This is a genomic window from Citrobacter sp. CK185 (assembly GCF_030333565.1).
In the GTDB taxonomy this organism is placed as follows: domain Bacteria; phylum Pseudomonadota; class Gammaproteobacteria; order Enterobacterales; family Enterobacteriaceae; genus Citrobacter_B; species Citrobacter_B koseri.
Genome location: NZ_JAOWFR010000022.1, coordinates 229,680 through 245,992, shown reverse-complemented (window position 1 = coordinate 245,992; position 16,313 = coordinate 229,680). Strand labels below are relative to the sequence as shown.

11 protein-coding genes are annotated in these 16,313 nt (G+C 55.1%); 3 read left to right on the top strand and 8 right to left on the bottom strand.

Annotated elements, in window-relative coordinates; translation table 11 throughout:
• Positions 1-157: 157 nt before the first annotated feature.
• Positions 158-934, bottom strand: a complete 777-nt coding sequence (gene exuR / locus OGV79_RS06900; protein WP_012135233.1) for a transcriptional regulator ExuR — start codon at positions 932-934, stop codon at positions 158-160.
• 142 nt (positions 935-1,076) lie between these two features.
• A complete protein-coding gene (locus OGV79_RS06895; RefSeq protein ID WP_047463898.1) occupies positions 1,077-2,378 on the bottom strand; it encodes an MFS transporter in 1,302 nt (433 codons plus the stop codon).
• A gap of 472 nt (positions 2,379-2,850) precedes the next feature.
• On the opposite strand from OGV79_RS06895, the gene uxaC reads away from it, so the two are divergent.
• Together uxaC and OGV79_RS06885 are read left to right on the top strand one after the other, a co-directional pair.
• The gene (uxaC, locus tag OGV79_RS06890; RefSeq protein ID WP_115625942.1) at positions 2,851-4,263 is read left to right on the top strand and encodes a glucuronate isomerase; all 1,413 of its coding nucleotides are present in this window, start codon (positions 2,851-2,853) and stop codon (positions 4,261-4,263) included.
• A 14-nt stretch (positions 4,264-4,277) separates the two neighbouring features.
• Complete coding sequence (locus OGV79_RS06885; protein WP_012135230.1) at positions 4,278-5,765, top strand: UxaA family hydrolase; 1,488 nt, start codon at positions 4,278-4,280, stop codon at positions 5,763-5,765.
• A gap of 270 nt (positions 5,766-6,035) precedes the next feature.
• On the opposite strand, the gene sstT is transcribed toward OGV79_RS06885, so the two are convergent.
• The 4 genes from sstT to OGV79_RS06865 form a co-directional block, all read right to left on the bottom strand.
• Positions 6,036-7,280, bottom strand: a complete 1,245-nt coding sequence (gene sstT, locus OGV79_RS06880) for a serine/threonine transporter SstT (protein WP_012135229.1) — start codon at positions 7,278-7,280, stop codon at positions 6,036-6,038.
• Between the two features lie 254 nt (positions 7,281-7,534).
• A complete protein-coding gene (locus OGV79_RS06875) occupies positions 7,535-8,503 on the bottom strand; it encodes a TerC family protein (protein WP_012135228.1) in 969 nt (322 codons plus the stop codon).
• 325 nt (positions 8,504-8,828) lie between these two features.
• Entirely contained in the window at positions 8,829-9,815 is a 987-nt protein-coding gene (locus OGV79_RS06870; RefSeq protein ID WP_012135227.1) for a Gfo/Idh/MocA family protein, read from the bottom strand.
• Between the two features lie 69 nt (positions 9,816-9,884).
• A complete protein-coding gene (locus OGV79_RS06865; RefSeq protein ID WP_012135226.1) occupies positions 9,885-10,388 on the bottom strand; it encodes a M48 metallopeptidase family protein in 504 nt (167 codons plus the stop codon).
• Positions 10,389-10,474: 86 nt separating this feature from the next.
• On the opposite strand from OGV79_RS06865, the gene rlmG reads away from it, so the two are divergent.
• The gene (gene rlmG, locus OGV79_RS06860; RefSeq protein ID WP_286468188.1) at positions 10,475-11,611 is read left to right on the top strand and encodes a 23S rRNA (guanine(1835)-N(2))-methyltransferase RlmG; all 1,137 of its coding nucleotides are present in this window, start codon (positions 10,475-10,477) and stop codon (positions 11,609-11,611) included.
• A 93-nt stretch (positions 11,612-11,704) separates the two neighbouring features.
• On the opposite strand, the gene OGV79_RS06855 is transcribed toward rlmG, so the two are convergent.
• A complete protein-coding gene (locus OGV79_RS06855) occupies positions 11,705-13,723 on the bottom strand; it encodes an NADPH-dependent 2,4-dienoyl-CoA reductase (RefSeq protein WP_047461103.1) in 2,019 nt (672 codons plus the stop codon).
• Between the two features lie 230 nt (positions 13,724-13,953).
• Complete coding sequence (ygjK, locus tag OGV79_RS06850; protein ID WP_286468187.1) at positions 13,954-16,305, bottom strand: alpha-glucosidase; 2,352 nt, start codon at positions 16,303-16,305, stop codon at positions 13,954-13,956.
• Positions 16,306-16,313 lie beyond the last annotated feature (8 nt).

The window sequence follows — 16,313 nt, the reverse complement described above, 5'->3', positions numbered from 1 at the left end:
GTAGTCCGTTATAGAAATCGCACGTCGTTAAAATATGATTTTGCTTATCACAAAGGTGGGTGGCGAGAGGATTTACACAGGCTGACACTTTATATCTTACGCTTACTGAGCGGCGTCGCAGACAGGCGCCCTGATGCGCCTGCCAGCGTAAGATTGTCTATTTTGCCCCGTTAGCGGCGGTGTCCAGATGAACAACGGGATTTTCAGCAAAAAGATAGCGGTCGGCATTAAATTCGAAATCGTCGCTGGTTTCGTTAAACAGCATCTGTTTGGTGTTCTCCAGATGCTGCCACATTGCCAGTTTCGCGGCATGAGGATCTTTGCGAATCAGCGCCTTGAGAATATGGTCATGATCGTCGCACCAGTTATCGACGGTGCGTGAATCAATATGATCGTGCAGTTTTTTCCAGTACGGGTTATGTACGCGCTGAGTCCACATTTTTTCGACAATGGCGGCCAGCGCGGTATTTTGCGTCGCCAGCGCGACCTGCACATGGAACTGGAGATCCCATTCGGAGTCGCGGAAACATTTTTCGTTACGCGCTTTCTCCTGGATTTCCATCAGCTTCATGATGTCCTGTTTCGTCACCTGCGTGGCGGCAAACTCGGCAATATTGCTTTCTATCAACTGGCGCGCCTGGAGAAGTTCGAACGGGCCATAATTGGCGAACTCAAGGTTTTCATCCGGGGCGACATAATATTTCGGTTGATTTGAAATGACGTGGATGCCGGAACCTTTGCGGACTTCTACGTAGCCTTCGACCTCCAGCATGATAATCGCTTCACGAACCACCGTACGGCTGACGTTTTTCTCATCGGCAATAAAGCGTTCGGCAGGGAGTTTATCGCCCACAAGGTAGACGCCCTGTTCGATGCGCTCTTTCAGGTCAGCAGCAAGTTGTTGATACAAACGTCGTGGTTCGGTGATTTCCATATGCGCTCCAGGCATAAGACGGCAGACTATATTTGTTATACCACTTTTGCGAGGCTGGCTCCACTTGTACCGTTGAAAAAGCCGCCTGTTTAACAGGCGGCTTTGGATGAGTAAACCTTGTTGGATGATGGCGCAGGTCAGGTCAACTTTGCGTTGCGGGGTGATTGACCTGCGACCCTGGCCCCGCCTCGCTGGCCGGTTTGTTTTGCAGCACCGTCCAGATAACCAGCGCGCCGAGCAGGTCGAACACCGCCAGTACCGCGAACAGCGGGCTGAAGCCGATGGTGTCAGCCAGCGCGCCGACCACCAGAGCAAACAATGTGCTCGCCAGCCAGGCGGACATCCCGGTCAGGCCATTCGCGGTAGCCACTTCATTACGGCCAAAGACGTCAGAAGAGAGCGTAATCAGCGCGCCGGACAGCGCCTGGTGAGCGAAACCGCCGATGCAAAGCAGCATGATGGCGATATACGGGCTGGTGAACAGGCCGATCATGCCTGGGCCAATCATCAGCAGCGCGCCCAGGGTAACGACCATTTTACGGGAGACGATCAGGTTTACACCGAACCAGCGCTGGAACAGCGGTGGCAGATAACCGCCGATGATGCAGCCTAAGTCGGCAAACAGCATGGGCATCCAGGCGAACATGGCGATCTCTTTCAGGTTAAAGCCGTACACTTTAAACATGAACAGCGGGATCCAGGCGTTGAAGGTTCCCCATGCCGGTTCCGCCAGGAAACGTGGCAGGGCGATACCCCAGAACTGGCGGTTACGCAGGATCTGCGCGAGAGACATTTTCTTCGCAGTATTGTCTTTGTGCTGCGCTTCCTGACCGCCAATGATGTAGTCGCGTTCTGCATCCGTCAGCTTTTTCTGATCGCGCGGGTGTTTATAGAACACCAGCCAGGCCATTGCCCAGATGAAGCTCAGCACGCCGGAAATAATAAACGCCATCTGCCAGCTGTGCATCACGATAGCCCAGACGACCAGCGGAGGCGCAATCATCGCGCCGATGGAAGAGCCGACGTTGAAGTAGCCGACCGCAATGGAGCGTTCTTTTGCCGGGAACCATTCAGAGCTGGCTTTCAGGCCAGCCGGGATCATCGCGGCTTCAGCAGCGCCGACCGCGCCGCGCGCCAGCGCCAGGCCGCCCCAGCTTCCAGCCAGTGCGGTTGCGCCGCAGAATACGGCCCACAGAACGGCGAACATGGCGTAACCCACCTTCGTACCGAGAACATCCAGTACGTAACCGGCTACGGGTTGCATGACAGTGTAAGCAGCAGAATAGGCTGCGATGATATAGGAATACTGTTGTGTGGAGATGTGTAACTCTTCCATCAGCGTTGGCGCAGCCGCCGCCACAGTGTTACGCGTCAGATAGCCCAGCACGGTGCCTAATGTCACCAGTGCAATCATATACCAACGTAACCCTTTAATTTTACGCATGTAAAACCTCATCGTTTTGTTATTTCCGCAACAATCGCGGTTATCTTCCTGCGCTGAGCGGGGAAGTTATTGACGACGGGATAACCGAAAAAAAGCCGGTACGCCCCGAACGTTGCCATGAGTCATCGTGCTAATTCGGTTTCCGTACCGGTCAATTCGATGTCTTAACCATCGATAACTTTGCATTCCGTCGGCTTATGTATCGCGACGGCCAGAAAGATAACTTGTCATACAACTTCAAAAGGTGAGTGACATCACAAATGCAGGATTCTTAGTGTGGTCATTATTTCGATTTAGAAATACCAGCAATGGCGCGGCCTGGAGCGCTGTTTACTCTTTTAGGGGTAATTTATTTGTTGGTTTTTATTGATCCAACTCACGAAAATATCTTCAGGGTCTGGAAATTGGTGTGATAACTTTGACAGCATCAAAACATAAGCAATCTGACGCACTCGTTGAGAGGAAGACGATAATGACCCCGTTTATGACTGAAGATTTTCTGCTGGATACCGAGTTTGCCCGCCGTCTGTACCATGATTACGCAAAAGATCAGCCCATCTTCGACTATCATTGCCACCTGCCGCCGCAGCAGATCGCGGAAAACTACCGTTTTAACAACCTGTATGATATCTGGCTGAAAGGCGACCACTATAAATGGCGGGCGATGCGCACCAATGGCGTTGCTGAGCGTCTGTGTACGGGCGATGCGTCCGATCGTGAGAAGTTCGACGCCTGGGCCGCCACGGTGCCGCACACGATCGGCAACCCGTTATATCACTGGACGCACCTTGAACTGCGTCGCCCATTTGGTATTACAGGTAAGCTGCTGTCGCCTGCGACGGCAGATGAGATCTGGGATCGTTGCAATGAATTGCTGGCGCAGGATGCATTCTCCGCGCGGGGAATCATGCAGCAGATGAATGTAAAAATGGTCGGCACTACCGACGATCCTGTCGATTCGCTGGAGCACCACGCCACGGTCGCGAAAGACAGCACGTTCACCGTTAAAGTGCTGCCGAGCTGGCGTCCTGATAAAGCGTTCAACATTGAGCAGGCAACCTTTGGCGATTACATGACGAAGCTGGGCGAAGTATCGGATACCGATATTCGCCGCTTCACCGATCTGCAAGCCGCGCTGACTCAGCGTCTGGATCACTTTGCCGCCCACGGCTGTAAGGTTTCTGACCACGCGCTTGACGTCGTTATGTTTGCTGAAGCCAGCGACGCTGAACTGGACAGCATTCTGGCGCGCCGTCTGGCGGGCGAGACCCTGAGCGAGCATGAGGTCGCGCAGTTCAAAACGGCCGTACTGGTGTGGCTGGGCGCGGAATATGCGCGTCGCGGTTGGGTACAGCAGTACCACATCGGCGCGCTGCGTAATAACAATCAGCGCCAGTTCAAACTGCTGGGGCCGGATGTCGGCTTCGATTCCATCAACGATCGTCCGCTGGCGGAAGAGCTGTCAAAATTGCTGAGCAAGCAGAATGAAGAAAATCTGCTGCCGAAAACTATCCTGTACTGTCTGAACCCGCGTGATAACGAAGTGCTGGGCACCATGATCGGCAACTTCCAGGGCGAAGGGATGCCGGGCAAGATGCAGTTTGGTTCCGGCTGGTGGTTCAACGATCAGAAAGACGGGATGGAGCGTCAGATGACGCAACTGGCGCAGCTTGGCCTGCTGAGCCGCTTCGTCGGTATGCTGACCGACAGCCGCAGCTTCCTGTCTTATACCCGCCATGAATATTTCCGTCGCATCCTGTGCCAGATGATAGGCCGCTGGGTTAATGCGGGCGAAGCACCGGCGGATATCCAGTTGCTGGGTGAAATGGTACGAAACATCTGCTTCAACAATGCGCGCGACTATTTCGCCATTGAACTGAACTAAGGTCTGGGGTTGATATGCAATACATCAGGATCCATACGCTGGATAACGTTGCGGTAGCGTTGGCCGATTTAACGCAGGGCGCTGAGGTCAGCGTCGATAACCATACCGTGACGCTACGCCAGGATGTCGTACGCGGTCATAAGTTTGCCTTACGCGATATTGCGCAGGGGGAGAACGTCATCAAATATGGTCTGCCTATCGGCCATACGTTGGTGGACGTCGCGGCGGGTGAGCATATTCATGCCCACAATACCCGGACTAACCTCAGCGATTTGGATGAGTACAGCTATCAACCCGATTTTCAGGCCCCTGAAGTACAACCGGCGGATCGCGATGTACAGATTTACCGCCGTGCCAACGGAGATGTCGGCGTGCGCAATGAGCTGTGGATTCTGCCGACCGTCGGCTGTGTCAACGGCATTGCGCGGCAGATCCAGAACCGTTTCCTGAAAGAGACTTTTGATGCCGAAGGAACTGACGGCGTTTTCCTCTTCAGCCACACCTACGGCTGTTCTCAACTTGGCGACGATCACATCAACACCCGCACCATGCTGCAAAACATGGTGCGTCACCCGAATGCGGGGGCGGTGCTGGTGATTGGACTGGGTTGCGAAAACAATCAGGTGGATGCCTTTCGCGAGACGCTGGGCGAGTTCGACCCTGAACGCGTTCATTTCATGACCTGCCAACAGCAGGACGATGAAGTGGAGGCGGGCGTTGAGCATCTGCATCAGCTGTATAACGTGATGCGCCATGACAAACGCGTGCCGGGCAAACTGAGCGAACTTAAGTTTGGTCTGGAATGCGGCGGTTCAGATGGGCTGTCCGGTATTACCGCGAACCCGATGCTGGGTCGCTTCTCCGACTATGTTATCGCCAACGGCGGGACGACGGTGCTGACGGAAGTGCCGGAAATGTTCGGTGCAGAACAGCTGTTGATGAGCCATTGCCGCGATGAAGAGACGTTTGAAAAACTGGTGACAATGGTCAATGACTTCAAGCAATACTTTATCGCTCACGACCAGCCGATTTATGAGAATCCGTCGCCGGGTAACAAGGCGGGCGGGATTACGACGCTGGAAGACAAGTCTCTGGGGTGCACGCAGAAGGCGGGTTCCAGCCAGGTTGTGGATGTGCTGCGCTACGGTGAGCGCCTGAAAACGCGCGGTCTGAATCTGTTAAGCGCGCCAGGCAACGATGCGGTCGCCACCAGCGCGCTGGCGGGCGCGGGTTGCCACATGGTGCTGTTCAGTACCGGCCGCGGTACGCCATATGGCGGGTTTGTCCCGACGGTGAAGATCGCCACCAACAGCGAACTGGCGGCGAAGAAGAAGCACTGGATCGATTTTGACGCCGGGCAGTTGATTCACGGTAAGGCGATGCCGCAGTTGTTGAATGAATTTGTGGATACGATTGTGGCGTTTGCCAACGGCAAGCAGACCTGCAATGAACGCAATGATTTCCGCGAGCTGGCGATTTTCAAAAGCGGCGTAACGCTGTAAAAAAATGCCGGATGGCGACGTAAACGTCTTATCCGGCCTACGTGTGGGGCGTTGTAGGCCTGATAAGCGTAGCGCCATCAGGCAACGAAAAATGCCGGATGGCGACGTAAACGTCTTATCCGGCCTATGTGTGGGGCTGTTGTAGGCCTGATAAGCGCAGCGCCATCAGGCAATGAAAAATGCCGGATGGCGACGTAAACGTCTTATCCGGCCTACGAGTGGGAGTCGTTGTAGGCCTGATACGCATAGCGCCATCAGGCTTGTGGTTATTTAGCTACGCAGCGCGCTTTTCGCTAAACGCGCGTCTTCCGCCTGACATACTGCGGCGGTAAACATAACGTCGGTAGAGGAGTTGATTGCGGTCTCGCAGGAGTCCTGCAACACGCCGATAATGAAGCCAACCGCAACCACCTGCATGGCGATTTCGTTCGGAATACCGAACATGTTGCACGCCAGCGGGATCAGCAGCAGTGAACCGCCCGCCACGCCGGAAGCGCCGCATGCGCACAGCGATGCCACCACGCTCAGCAGCAGCGCCGTCGGCAGATCAACCGGAATACCCAGCGTATACACCGCCGCCAGCGTCAGCACGGTAATTGTGATTGCCGCACCGGCCATATTGACGGTTGCTCCCAGTGGGATGGAAACAGAATAGGTATCTCTGTCCAGATTCAGTTTTTCGCACAGCGACATATTCACCGGAATATTTGCAGCGGAGCTACGGGTAAAGAAGGCGGTCACGCCGCTTTCACGCAGGCAGGTGAGAACCAGCGGATACGGGTTGCGGCGGATCTGTAAAAAGACCAGCAGCGGGTTGATGACCAGCGCCACAATCGCCATACAGCCAATCAGCACCAGTAACAGTTGCGCATAGCCCCACAGCGCTGAGAAGCCCGTAGTGGCGAGCGTTGAGGCGACCAGGCCAAAGATACCGATCGGCGCGAAACGAATCACCAGTTTCACAATAAAGGTGACGGCGTCGGACAGATCGTTCACCAGATTTTTGGTGGTTTGATTACTGTGGCGCAGCGCAAAGCCCAGGCCGATAGCCCACACCAGAATACCGATGTAGTTGGCGTTGATCAGCGCATGGATCGGGTTCGCAACGATGCTCATCAGCAGCCCGTGTATAACCTGGACAATGCCGCTCGGCGGCGTGATATCCGTGGCGCCAGTCGTCAGTTGCAGCGTGGACGGAAAGAGGAAGCTCACCACAACCGCCGTCAGCGCGGCTGAAAATGTGCCGAGCAGATACATCCACAAAATCGGGCGAATATTGGTTTTCTGACCGTGTTGATGATTGGCGATAGACGCCATCACCAGCGTCAGTACCAGAACCGGCGCGACAGCTTTCAGCGCACCAACGAACAGGGTGCCCAGCAGACCCGTTGCCTCTGCGGCAGGTTTTGAAACTAAAGCCAGTAAAATTCCCAGTATAAGCCCAATTAAAATTTGTTTAACCAGGCTCCCTTGAACCAAACGCTGGAGTAGCCCCGATGAACGTTGCGTAGTCATTTCATGATCCTTTCAGTGTGATGTTGTTCATCCTTTGTACGCTCTGTTGGCGCATCTTTCAGGATGTAACAAAGTGTTTGCCTGAGTGAGTATAAGGAAAGATGGGGATTGGGAAAGCGTAAAATGCTGGAATTTACGTACTACGTCATATTTTTTAACTAAGTATTTACATGTTATCGGGTAGTGCTGCGTGTACTCAACCCACGACTGTGGTTTTTGTAAGCCCGGCAGACATAGCGCTGCCGGGCAGGGTCTTACTGTAGCTGCTGCTTTTTATCGTTCTGGCGATTTACCCACGCGTTAACAATCAGCGTGATCACCAGAATACTGAACACCACGCCCAGCGAGATGGCGATCGGAATGTGGTAGAAATCGACGATCAGCATCTTAATACCGATAAAGACCAGAATGACGGCCAGACCATATTTGAGCATCGAGAAGCGCTCTGCTACCCCTGCCAGCAGGAAGTACATGGCGCGCAGACCCAGGATCGCAAACAGGTTGGAGGTCAGGACGATGAACGGGTCGGTAGTCACGGCAAAGATGGCCGGAATGCTATCGACGGCGAAAATCACATCGCTCAGTTCCACCAGAATCAGAACCAGCATCAGCGGCGTCACGAACAGCAAGCCATTCTTACGCACAAAGAAATGCTCGTTTTCGATGGTATCGGTCATGCGAAGGTGGCTACGCAGCCAGCGAACCAGCGGTTTGTCGCCGATGCCGGATTCGTCCTCTTTCACCAGCGCCATCTTCACGCCCGTAAACAGCAGGAAAGCGCCGAACAGGTACAGTATCCAGTCGAACTGGGCGATCAGCCAGCTACCGGCGAAAATCATAATCGTACGCAGAACAATGGCGCCAAGTACGCCATACACCAGAACCCGGCGTTGCAGGGCAGGCGGAACAGAGAAGTAGCTGAACAGCATCAGCCAGACAAAGACGTTATCAACGGCCAGCGATTTTTCGATCAGATAACCGGTGAGAAACGCCAGCGCCTGCGGATCGGCCACCGCCCGGCCCTGGGTCTCCGCCAGATACCACCAGAAGGCGGCGTTGAACAGCAGTGAAAGCGTCACCCAGACCAGAGACCAGGCCGCCGCCTGCTTCATGGACATCGTATGTACGCCACGACGCCCCTGCAACAGAAGGTCGATAGCCAGCATAATCACCACAACGACAGCGAATCCGCCCCATAACAACGGTGTGCCGACAGTATTCATAGAATTTCCTTACACATAAAAAAAACGGCCAACGTCGAAAGACGTCAGCCGCTGCTTTTTATATGCATAGACCTCGCCTTCCGGCAAGGTCTCACTTACAACAAGAAAGTGATATGTACTCACTCCACGGGTGATGGCGAATCGGCTTCGTCATCAATCAAAGACATGAAGGCACATCACTTTCTTATTGCCCGGCGACCGGATGTGGTTTTTCACACATCGTAATGACGATCGGCCGACAATGAAGTTACTCCCCTTTGCACGTAACAAAATATGACAGGCCATACGATCAGTCAATGGCCTGTTACATCTGTTTTACATTGTTTTACGCTGTGGCGTCATCAGCGGGGAAGACGACACCCGTCTGCCGACGAATCTCCGTGAGCAGTTTGGCCGTGATACGGCTGACGGTCAGCTCGGGATGGTTCACCTCGTTGGTCTCGACCAGGTGTGCAAAGCGTTCCGCCTCATACAGCATCGTATTGATATGCTGAGGAACGGATAAATCCTGCGTTTTTCCGCCGCGTGGAATGAAGCACACTTTCTGACATTCCGAAATTTTCTCGATGACCAGAGAACCGGCTTCGCCCTGGATTTCGCTGGGCAGTACGGAATCACTCACTTTGGAATGCTGTAGGGTGACGCTGAAGTCGCCGTAATCCAGCACCGCCACGCCATGCGCATCGACACCGCTTTCCAGCAGACTGGCGGACGCCTGAACGTTTTGCGGTTCTCCCCAGAGCGCAACCGCTGACGCCAGACAGTAAAAACCGATATCCATAATGGAGCCATTCGAGAAGGCCGGATTAAAGGTATTGGGGTTTTCGCCGTCCAGATAGCGCTGGTAGCGCGAAGAATACTGGCAGTAGTTGATAAGGGCTTTGCGCATTCTTCCTGCTTTCGGCAGCGACTGCTGTAGCAACTGAAAATTAGGCAGGCTGGCGGTTTTAAAGGCTTCGAACAGGACGACCTGATTTTCACGCGCGCACGCGATGGCAGCGTCGACTTCGGCCAGATTCGAGGCCAGCGGCTTCTCGCAGATCACATGCTTTTTGTGGCTTAAAAAGAGCTGAGTCTGGGGGAAATGCAGCGAGTTCGGGCTGGCGATATACACCGCATCAATGGCGTCGCTTTGCGCCATTGCTTCAAGCGAAGTGAATAAATGCTCGACGGGATAATCATTGGCGAAGGTTTGCGCCTGTTCGAGGCGACGGGAATAGACTGCGGTTAACTTATATTTGCCGGTTTCATGGGCGGCATCGACAAACTGGCGGGTGATCCAGTTTGTGCCAATAACAGCGAAACGTATCATAAACGCCTTCAGGCTCCATAAAGGGATTCTTTCGTCAATTTAGCATGCCTTTATGACAAAGCCAGTGCGCTACTGCTCAGATTGCTTTAACGAAAGATGCGTTAACCACAGGCGGGTATCAAACTCAAGCTGGTGGTACTGCGGCTCCATATGGCAGCACAGTTGATAAAACGCTTTGTTGTGCTCTTTCTCTTTCAGATGCGCCAGTTCGTGAACCACGATCATTCGCAGAAAAGGTTCCGGCGCATTGCGAAACACGGTAGCGACGCGGATCTCGGCTTTCGCCTTCAGCTTGCCGCCCTGTACGCGCGAAACGGCGGTATGCAGCCCCAGCGCATTTTTCAGCACATGGATCTTGTTGTCATACATCACTTTGTTGATCGGCGGGGCGTTACGCAGAAACTGGCTTTTCAGATCCTGGGTATACTGCCAGAGCGCTTTATCGGTCGCAAAATCATGCGTTCCCGGATAGCGTTTTTCCAGCACTGCGCCCAGACGCTGTTCAGCAATGAGCGTGCGTACCTGAGACAGTAAATTCTCCGGGTAGCCGTGGAGATAAGTAAGTTGACCCATCAAAGCCCCAAATTAAATCTAAAAAAAGAGTATACTCACGCACCCTTTCAGGGATAACAGCGAAATTTTACCATTCAGGAGGGCCGATGAGCCACGTAGACAACGGTTTCCGTTCACTGACACTGAAACGTTTCCCGGAAACGGATGACGTTAACCCACTTCAGGCGTGGGAAGCGGCGGATGAATATCTGCTGCAACAGTTAGACGACACGGAAATCAGCGGCTCGCTGCTGATCCTGAATGATGCCTTTGGCGCATTAAGCTGCGCGCTGGCTGAGCATACACCATACAGCATCGGCGACTCGTATTTAAGCGAGCTGGCGACGCGCGAAAATTTACGCCACAACGATATCGCCGAATCCAGCGTGAAGTTTCTCGACAGCACCGCCGCGTACCCGCCGGCGCCGGGCGTCGTGTTGATTAAGGTGCCGAAAACGCTGGCGCTGCTGGAGCAACAATTGCGCGCGTTGCGCCAGGTCGTGACTCCGCAGACCCGTATTATTGCGGGAGCAAAGGCGCGTGACATTCATACCTCCACGCTGGAACTGTTCGAAAAAGTGCTCGGCCCCACGACCACGACGCTGGCCTGGAAAAAGGCGCGCCTGATCAACTGTACCTTCAGTAAGCCTGAACTGGCGGATGCGCCGCAGACGCTGAGCTGGAAACTGGACGGCACCGACTGGACTATCCACAATCATGCGAACGTTTTCTCGCGTACCGGCCTGGATATCGGCGCGCGCTTCTTTATGCAGCATTTACCGGAAAATCTGGAAGGGGAGATCGTCGATCTCGGCTGCGGCAATGGCGTGATTGGCCTGACGCTGCTGGCGAAGAACCCTCAGGCGAGCGTCGTGTTTGTCGATGAATCGCCGATGGCGGTCGCGTCCAGCCGTTTGAATGTGGAAACCAACATGCCGGAAGCGTTGGATCGCTGCGAGTTTATGATTAACAACGCTTTGTCCGGCGTGGAGCCTTTCCGCTTTAACGCCGTGCTGTGCAACCCGCCGTTCCATCAGAAACATGCGCTGACGGATAACGTTGCCTGGGAGATGTTCCACCATGCGCGCCGTTGCCTGAAGATCAACGGCGAGCTGTACATTGTGGCTAACCGTCACCTGGATTATTTCCACAAGCTGAAGAAGATTTTCGGTAACTGCACCACCATCGCCACCAATAACAAATTCGTGGTGTTGAAAGCGGTCAAAACTGGTCGCCGCCGCTAATAGCGTGTGCCGGATGGCGGCTAACACGCCTTATCCGGCCTACAACGTGCTACCCCGTAGGCCGGATAAGCGTAGCGCCATCAGGCAATGCCCTTAAATCGCCAGCGCTAATTTTGTTCCCTGCGCAATTGCCCGCCGCGCATCCAGCTCCATCGCCACGTCGCATCCGCCAATCAGGTGTACCGTTTTCCCTGACGCGCGCAGCGGCTCCGCCAGTTCGCGCCGTGGCTCCTGCCCCGCGCAGATCACGACATGATCGACGTTCAGAAGCTGCGGTTCGCCGTTGATCAATACGTGCAATCCGTCATCGTCGATCTTCTGATAACTGACCGCCGGGATCATTTTTACGCCGCGGGACAACAGCGTTGCGCGATGGATCCAGCCGGTGGTTTTCCCCAGCCCCTGACCGGGTTTACTGGCTTTACGCTGTAGCATCACAATCTGACGTGGGCTGCGAGACAGATGCGGCCCTTCCGGGCGTAACCCGCCGGGCTGTTGCAGGCTGGTGTCGATCCCCCATTCCACGCAGAACTCGGCAATGCTCTGGCTGCTGGGATCGCCTGGCTGGCTGAGGTACATCGCGGTATCAAAACCAATCCCGCCGCAGCCGATAATCGCGACACGTTTCCCGACGGGAGTTTTATCGCGCAGCACCTCAAGATAGGTCAGCACTTTCGGGTGATCGATGCCCTCGATCGACGGTTTACGCGGCTCGATCCCGCAAGCGAGGATCGCTTCATCAAACGGTTGCAGATCGTCTGCGGTGACAAACCGGTTGAGCTTCAGCGTCACGCCGGTCACTTCGATCATCCGACGGTAATAGCGCAGCGTTTCATAAAATTCTTCTTTGCCGGGGATCTGTTTAGCGATGTTGAACTGCCCGCCGATCTCGGCCAGGGCATCAAACAGCGTAACGTCGTGCCCGCGCGCCGCCGCGTTAATGGCAAATGCGAGACCCGCCGGGCCTGCGCCGACGACGGCCAGGCTTTTCTTATGTTCAGCCGGAACTATCGGCATTTTGGTTTCGTGGCAGGCGCGTGGATTCACCAGGCAAGAGGTGACTTTACCCACGAAGATCTGATCCAGACAGGCCTGGTTGCAGCCGATACAGGTGTTGATCTCATCCGCCCGCCCTGATTGCGCTTTCGACAGCAGCTCGGCATCCGCCAGGAACGGGCGCGCCATCGACACCATATCCGCATCGCCGCGCGCCAGAATATCGTCCGCTACTTGCGGATCGTTGATCCGGTTGGTCGTGACCAGCGGAACGGTGACGTGGCCTTTCAGTTTGCGCGTCACCCAGCTAAAGGCGCCGCGCGGAACCGGCGTAGCGATCGTCGGGATACGCGCTTCGTGCCAGCCAATACCGGTGTTGATGATCGTCGCGCCAGCCGCTTCAATGGCCTGCGCCAGCTGTACGGTTTCGTCGAACGTCCCGCCGTTTTCCACCAGGTCGAGCATCGACAGACGGTAGATAATGATAAAATCGCTGCCCACGCGCTGGCGTACCGCCCGCACCACTTCCACCGCGAAACGCATACGCCTGGCGTAATCGCCGCCCCATTCATCGTCACGCTGGTTCGTGCGCACGGTAAGAAATTCGTTGATCAGATAGCCTTCCGAACCCATCACCTCGACGCCGTCGTAACCCGCTTCCCGCGCCAGCTGGGCGCAGTGGGCGAAATCGTCAATCAGTTGCAGGATTTCATCGTGCGTGAGTTCGTGCGGCGTAAAACGGTTGATGGGCGCCTGGATCGCCGAAGGGGCGACCAGATGCGGCTGATAGCTATAGCGTCCGGTATGCAGGATCTGCAACGCAATTTTCCCGCCTTCCTCATGAACGGCGTCCGTGATCACGCGGTGGTGCGGCAGCTGACTGGCATCATTTAATGTAGCGCCGCCTTCCATTCCCACCCCGGACAGTGCAGGGGCAATCCCCCCGGTGACGATCAGCGCGACGCCATGCCGCGCACGTTCGGCGTAGAAAGCCGCCAGCCGTTCGGCGCCATCGGGGTATTCCTCCAGCCCGGTATGCATCGAACCCATTAGCACACGGTTTTTAAGCCGGGTAAAACCCAGATCGAGCGGGGCGAAAAGCGACGGATAGCTCATAAGTGTGTCCAGTATGTAAAATTATTGTTATGTGGTCGGATGAGTTAATAATTTAGCCGTCGCGGCGTAAAAGGGAAAAGGGGAATGCGATGATTGTGATGGGATTCAAAAAAGGAGCGGGGCCAGAGAACGAATTTGCCGGATGGCGACGCTGGCGCGTCTTATCCGGCCTACGGATCGGATTCCTGTAGGCCGGATAAGCGTAGCGCCATCCGGCATTGCATTTCGGATTACAGTTTCCTGAAGAAGTCGTTATACAGCATATACAGGTGCGCGGCGCTCCAGGAGAAGTTCGGCGCGCCCTGCTGTGCGCCGGTCAACGGGTTGTAGTTTTCCTGAATCGGCCCGTCGGCGGTCAGCCCTTTCGCATGCCTGAAGAAAGTATCCGCCAGCTTCAGCGCATCATCACGATAGCCGTAACGCGCCATGCCTTTTAATCCGAACCAGAACTGATCCACCCACACGCGTCCGCGCCAGTAAATATCCGCGCCGAACGCCGGATTAGTCAGCGCGGCGGTGCCGAGTGGTACGAAAGTGTTGAACTCTTTCGGGTCAAGCATCACCTTCACAACCGCATCGGCGTGAGCCTGCGTCGCAGCGCCGTTAAACAACGGCGACCAGCCTTCCGGCCCCTTGCCACGCTCAACGATCGGTTTCCCCGCACAGCCGTTTGCCAGCGGCTTTTCTTCAATCCGCAGGTCATAGAAGAAGTGTGTTGCCGGATCGAACATGCAGGTGTTGATGTAATCCGCGAGCTTTTGCGCCAACTGGCGATAGTGCTGCGCCTCGTTCGGCTTATTGAGGAGGGTCGCCATTTCCGCCAGATAGTGGTTGTCGCTGTACATGTAGCTCGCCTGATCGACTGACTCCTGTCGCAGCGAATAGCCCAGCAGCGTGCCGTCCTGGCGACGGTTTTCCGCAAATTTCACCGTCCAGTCGCTGCGTTTGCCGCCGTTTGCGACATATTTATCCAGCTGCGCTTTATCAATAAAACCGAACACTGCGGCGTCATCACGCCCGGACTCCCAGGAGGCGGCGACCTGCGCCGGAATTTCCAGGCTGTCGTACTGGCCTTCGCTGATGATGCGGGCATAGTTTCTCAGCCCGGATAACGTCTCTTCCTTGTCGCCCTGTTTTACCGTAAACAGCATTTCGCCGGTGTCGGTATTGTGGGCTTTGTCGCGGGTTGCGCCATATTCCGGGACGCCATTGCCGTTGTGATCGCGGTTACGCAGCCACCAGTCATGGTATGCCACCAGTTTCGGGTACATCTCTTCAAGCCAGGCTTTGTCTTTGGTGACGTTGTAGACCTCCATCACTGACCATGCCGCAAGGCTTGGCTTGGTGTTGCGCTCGTTCCAGTTGCCGCCATCGCCGCCGCGTTCCGGGCTGAGGTTCCAGGCGATCAGATCGGGAACGAAACCTGCATCCTGTGGGCGAAGCGGATCGTCGGGTTGAATCTGCCAGGAGAAGACGGCGCGAATATTCTCTTTGGCGATTTCCGGGTTGAAATGCGCCATCGCAAAGGCCTGCTTCCAGGTGTCCCACGGCCAGGTCTGATTACCGGAAAACCAGCGGCCAGTGACCGATGGCGTCACGGTATGGTGTTTGATCGCGCCGCCTGGCGAGCGCCAGTTGCCGTTCAGCGTTTCAATGGCTTTAACCGCAACCCGCGTCTGTTCTGGCGTGGCGTCCGGGTTGGTTAAGCCTTTTTGCAGATAGCCCTCCCAGCGTTTTTGTGATGCGTTGAGATAGTCAGCCGGGCGAGCCAGAATGTCGCGGATCTGCGCCTGCTCGTTATCCACTTCCTGCGCGGTGAGCAGATGCGACCAGGTAGTATAAAACGTGGTGGAACCGTTGATGTGCGCCTTGCTGGTAAAGCGGTGGCCGTTGACCTTTGTGTCTGTCGGCAGGGACTTATGTATCTGATATTCAGATTCGCCGGAAGTGAGCAGATCCCAGGTGGAACGCACTTTGCCGAAGGTGACTTTCAGACCATCACGGGTGGCGATGATTTTTCGCTGATAGTCCGGGTATTCTCCATCAATGGTTTTATCGGAGAGCGCTTTTCCCTCTTTCGCTTCCAGTTTTTCCAGTAACTCGCCGTCCCACACCAGATCCAGCGGCGTCTTGCTGGTGATTTTCGTTTCCAGCAGGGCGGTGCGCGAACTGGCGAAGCGCAGCGTCATCTCAACCTGCACGTCCTTTGAGGATAATTTTTGGATCAGCGCGCCGGGAATGCTGTAAGCCTCAAGCGCAAAGTCAACCTGTTGGCCGTTTTGATACACCGACAGACGGTCAAAATGGGTGGCCATAAAGTTGATGTACTCTTCCGTCAGCAGTGCGACGCCGGGAAAGCCGCCCATCGTGGCCTTGCTGTCTGGCAGCAGGTATCCATGCCACGCGCCGAGATCGAAAAACGGATTAAAACGCTGGTGATCATCGTAATCGTAATCATGCATATAGCCCGGCGCGCCGGTGCGGTTAATGACATTTTTATAATCGTCCGCAGTGGCGGCATGTGCGGAGAGGCTTATCAGTAAAGCGCAGGTCAGCGGCGTCAGGGTCGTCGTGATTTTCATGGTGTTCA

Coding starts and splice junctions, on each gene's coding strand:
- OGV79_RS06895 (WP_047463898.1), bottom strand. CDS start 2,378: ATGCGTAAAATTAAAGGGTTACGTTGGTATATGATTGCACTGGTGACA.
- OGV79_RS06865 (WP_012135226.1), bottom strand. CDS start 10,388: ATGGGTCAACTTACTTATCTCCACGGCTACCCGGAGAATTTACTGTCT.
- exuR (WP_012135233.1), bottom strand. CDS start 934: ATGGAAATCACCGAACCACGACGTTTGTATCAACAACTTGCTGCTGAC.
- sstT (WP_012135229.1), bottom strand. CDS start 7,280: ATGACTACGCAACGTTCATCGGGGCTACTCCAGCGTTTGGTTCAAGGG.
- OGV79_RS06870 (WP_012135227.1), bottom strand. CDS start 9,815: ATGATACGTTTCGCTGTTATTGGCACAAACTGGATCACCCGCCAGTTT.
- OGV79_RS06855 (WP_047461103.1), bottom strand. CDS start 13,723: ATGAGCTATCCGTCGCTTTTCGCCCCGCTCGATCTGGGTTTTACCCGG.
- ygjK (WP_286468187.1), bottom strand. CDS start 16,305: ATGAAAATCACGACGACCCTGACGCCGCTGACCTGCGCTTTACTGATA.
- uxaC (WP_115625942.1), top strand. CDS start 2,851: ATGACCCCGTTTATGACTGAAGATTTTCTGCTGGATACCGAGTTTGCC.
- rlmG (WP_286468188.1), top strand. CDS start 10,475: ATGAGCCACGTAGACAACGGTTTCCGTTCACTGACACTGAAACGTTTC.
- OGV79_RS06885 (WP_012135230.1), top strand. CDS start 4,278: ATGCAATACATCAGGATCCATACGCTGGATAACGTTGCGGTAGCGTTG.
- OGV79_RS06875 (WP_012135228.1), bottom strand. CDS start 8,503: ATGAATACTGTCGGCACACCGTTGTTATGGGGCGGATTCGCTGTCGTT.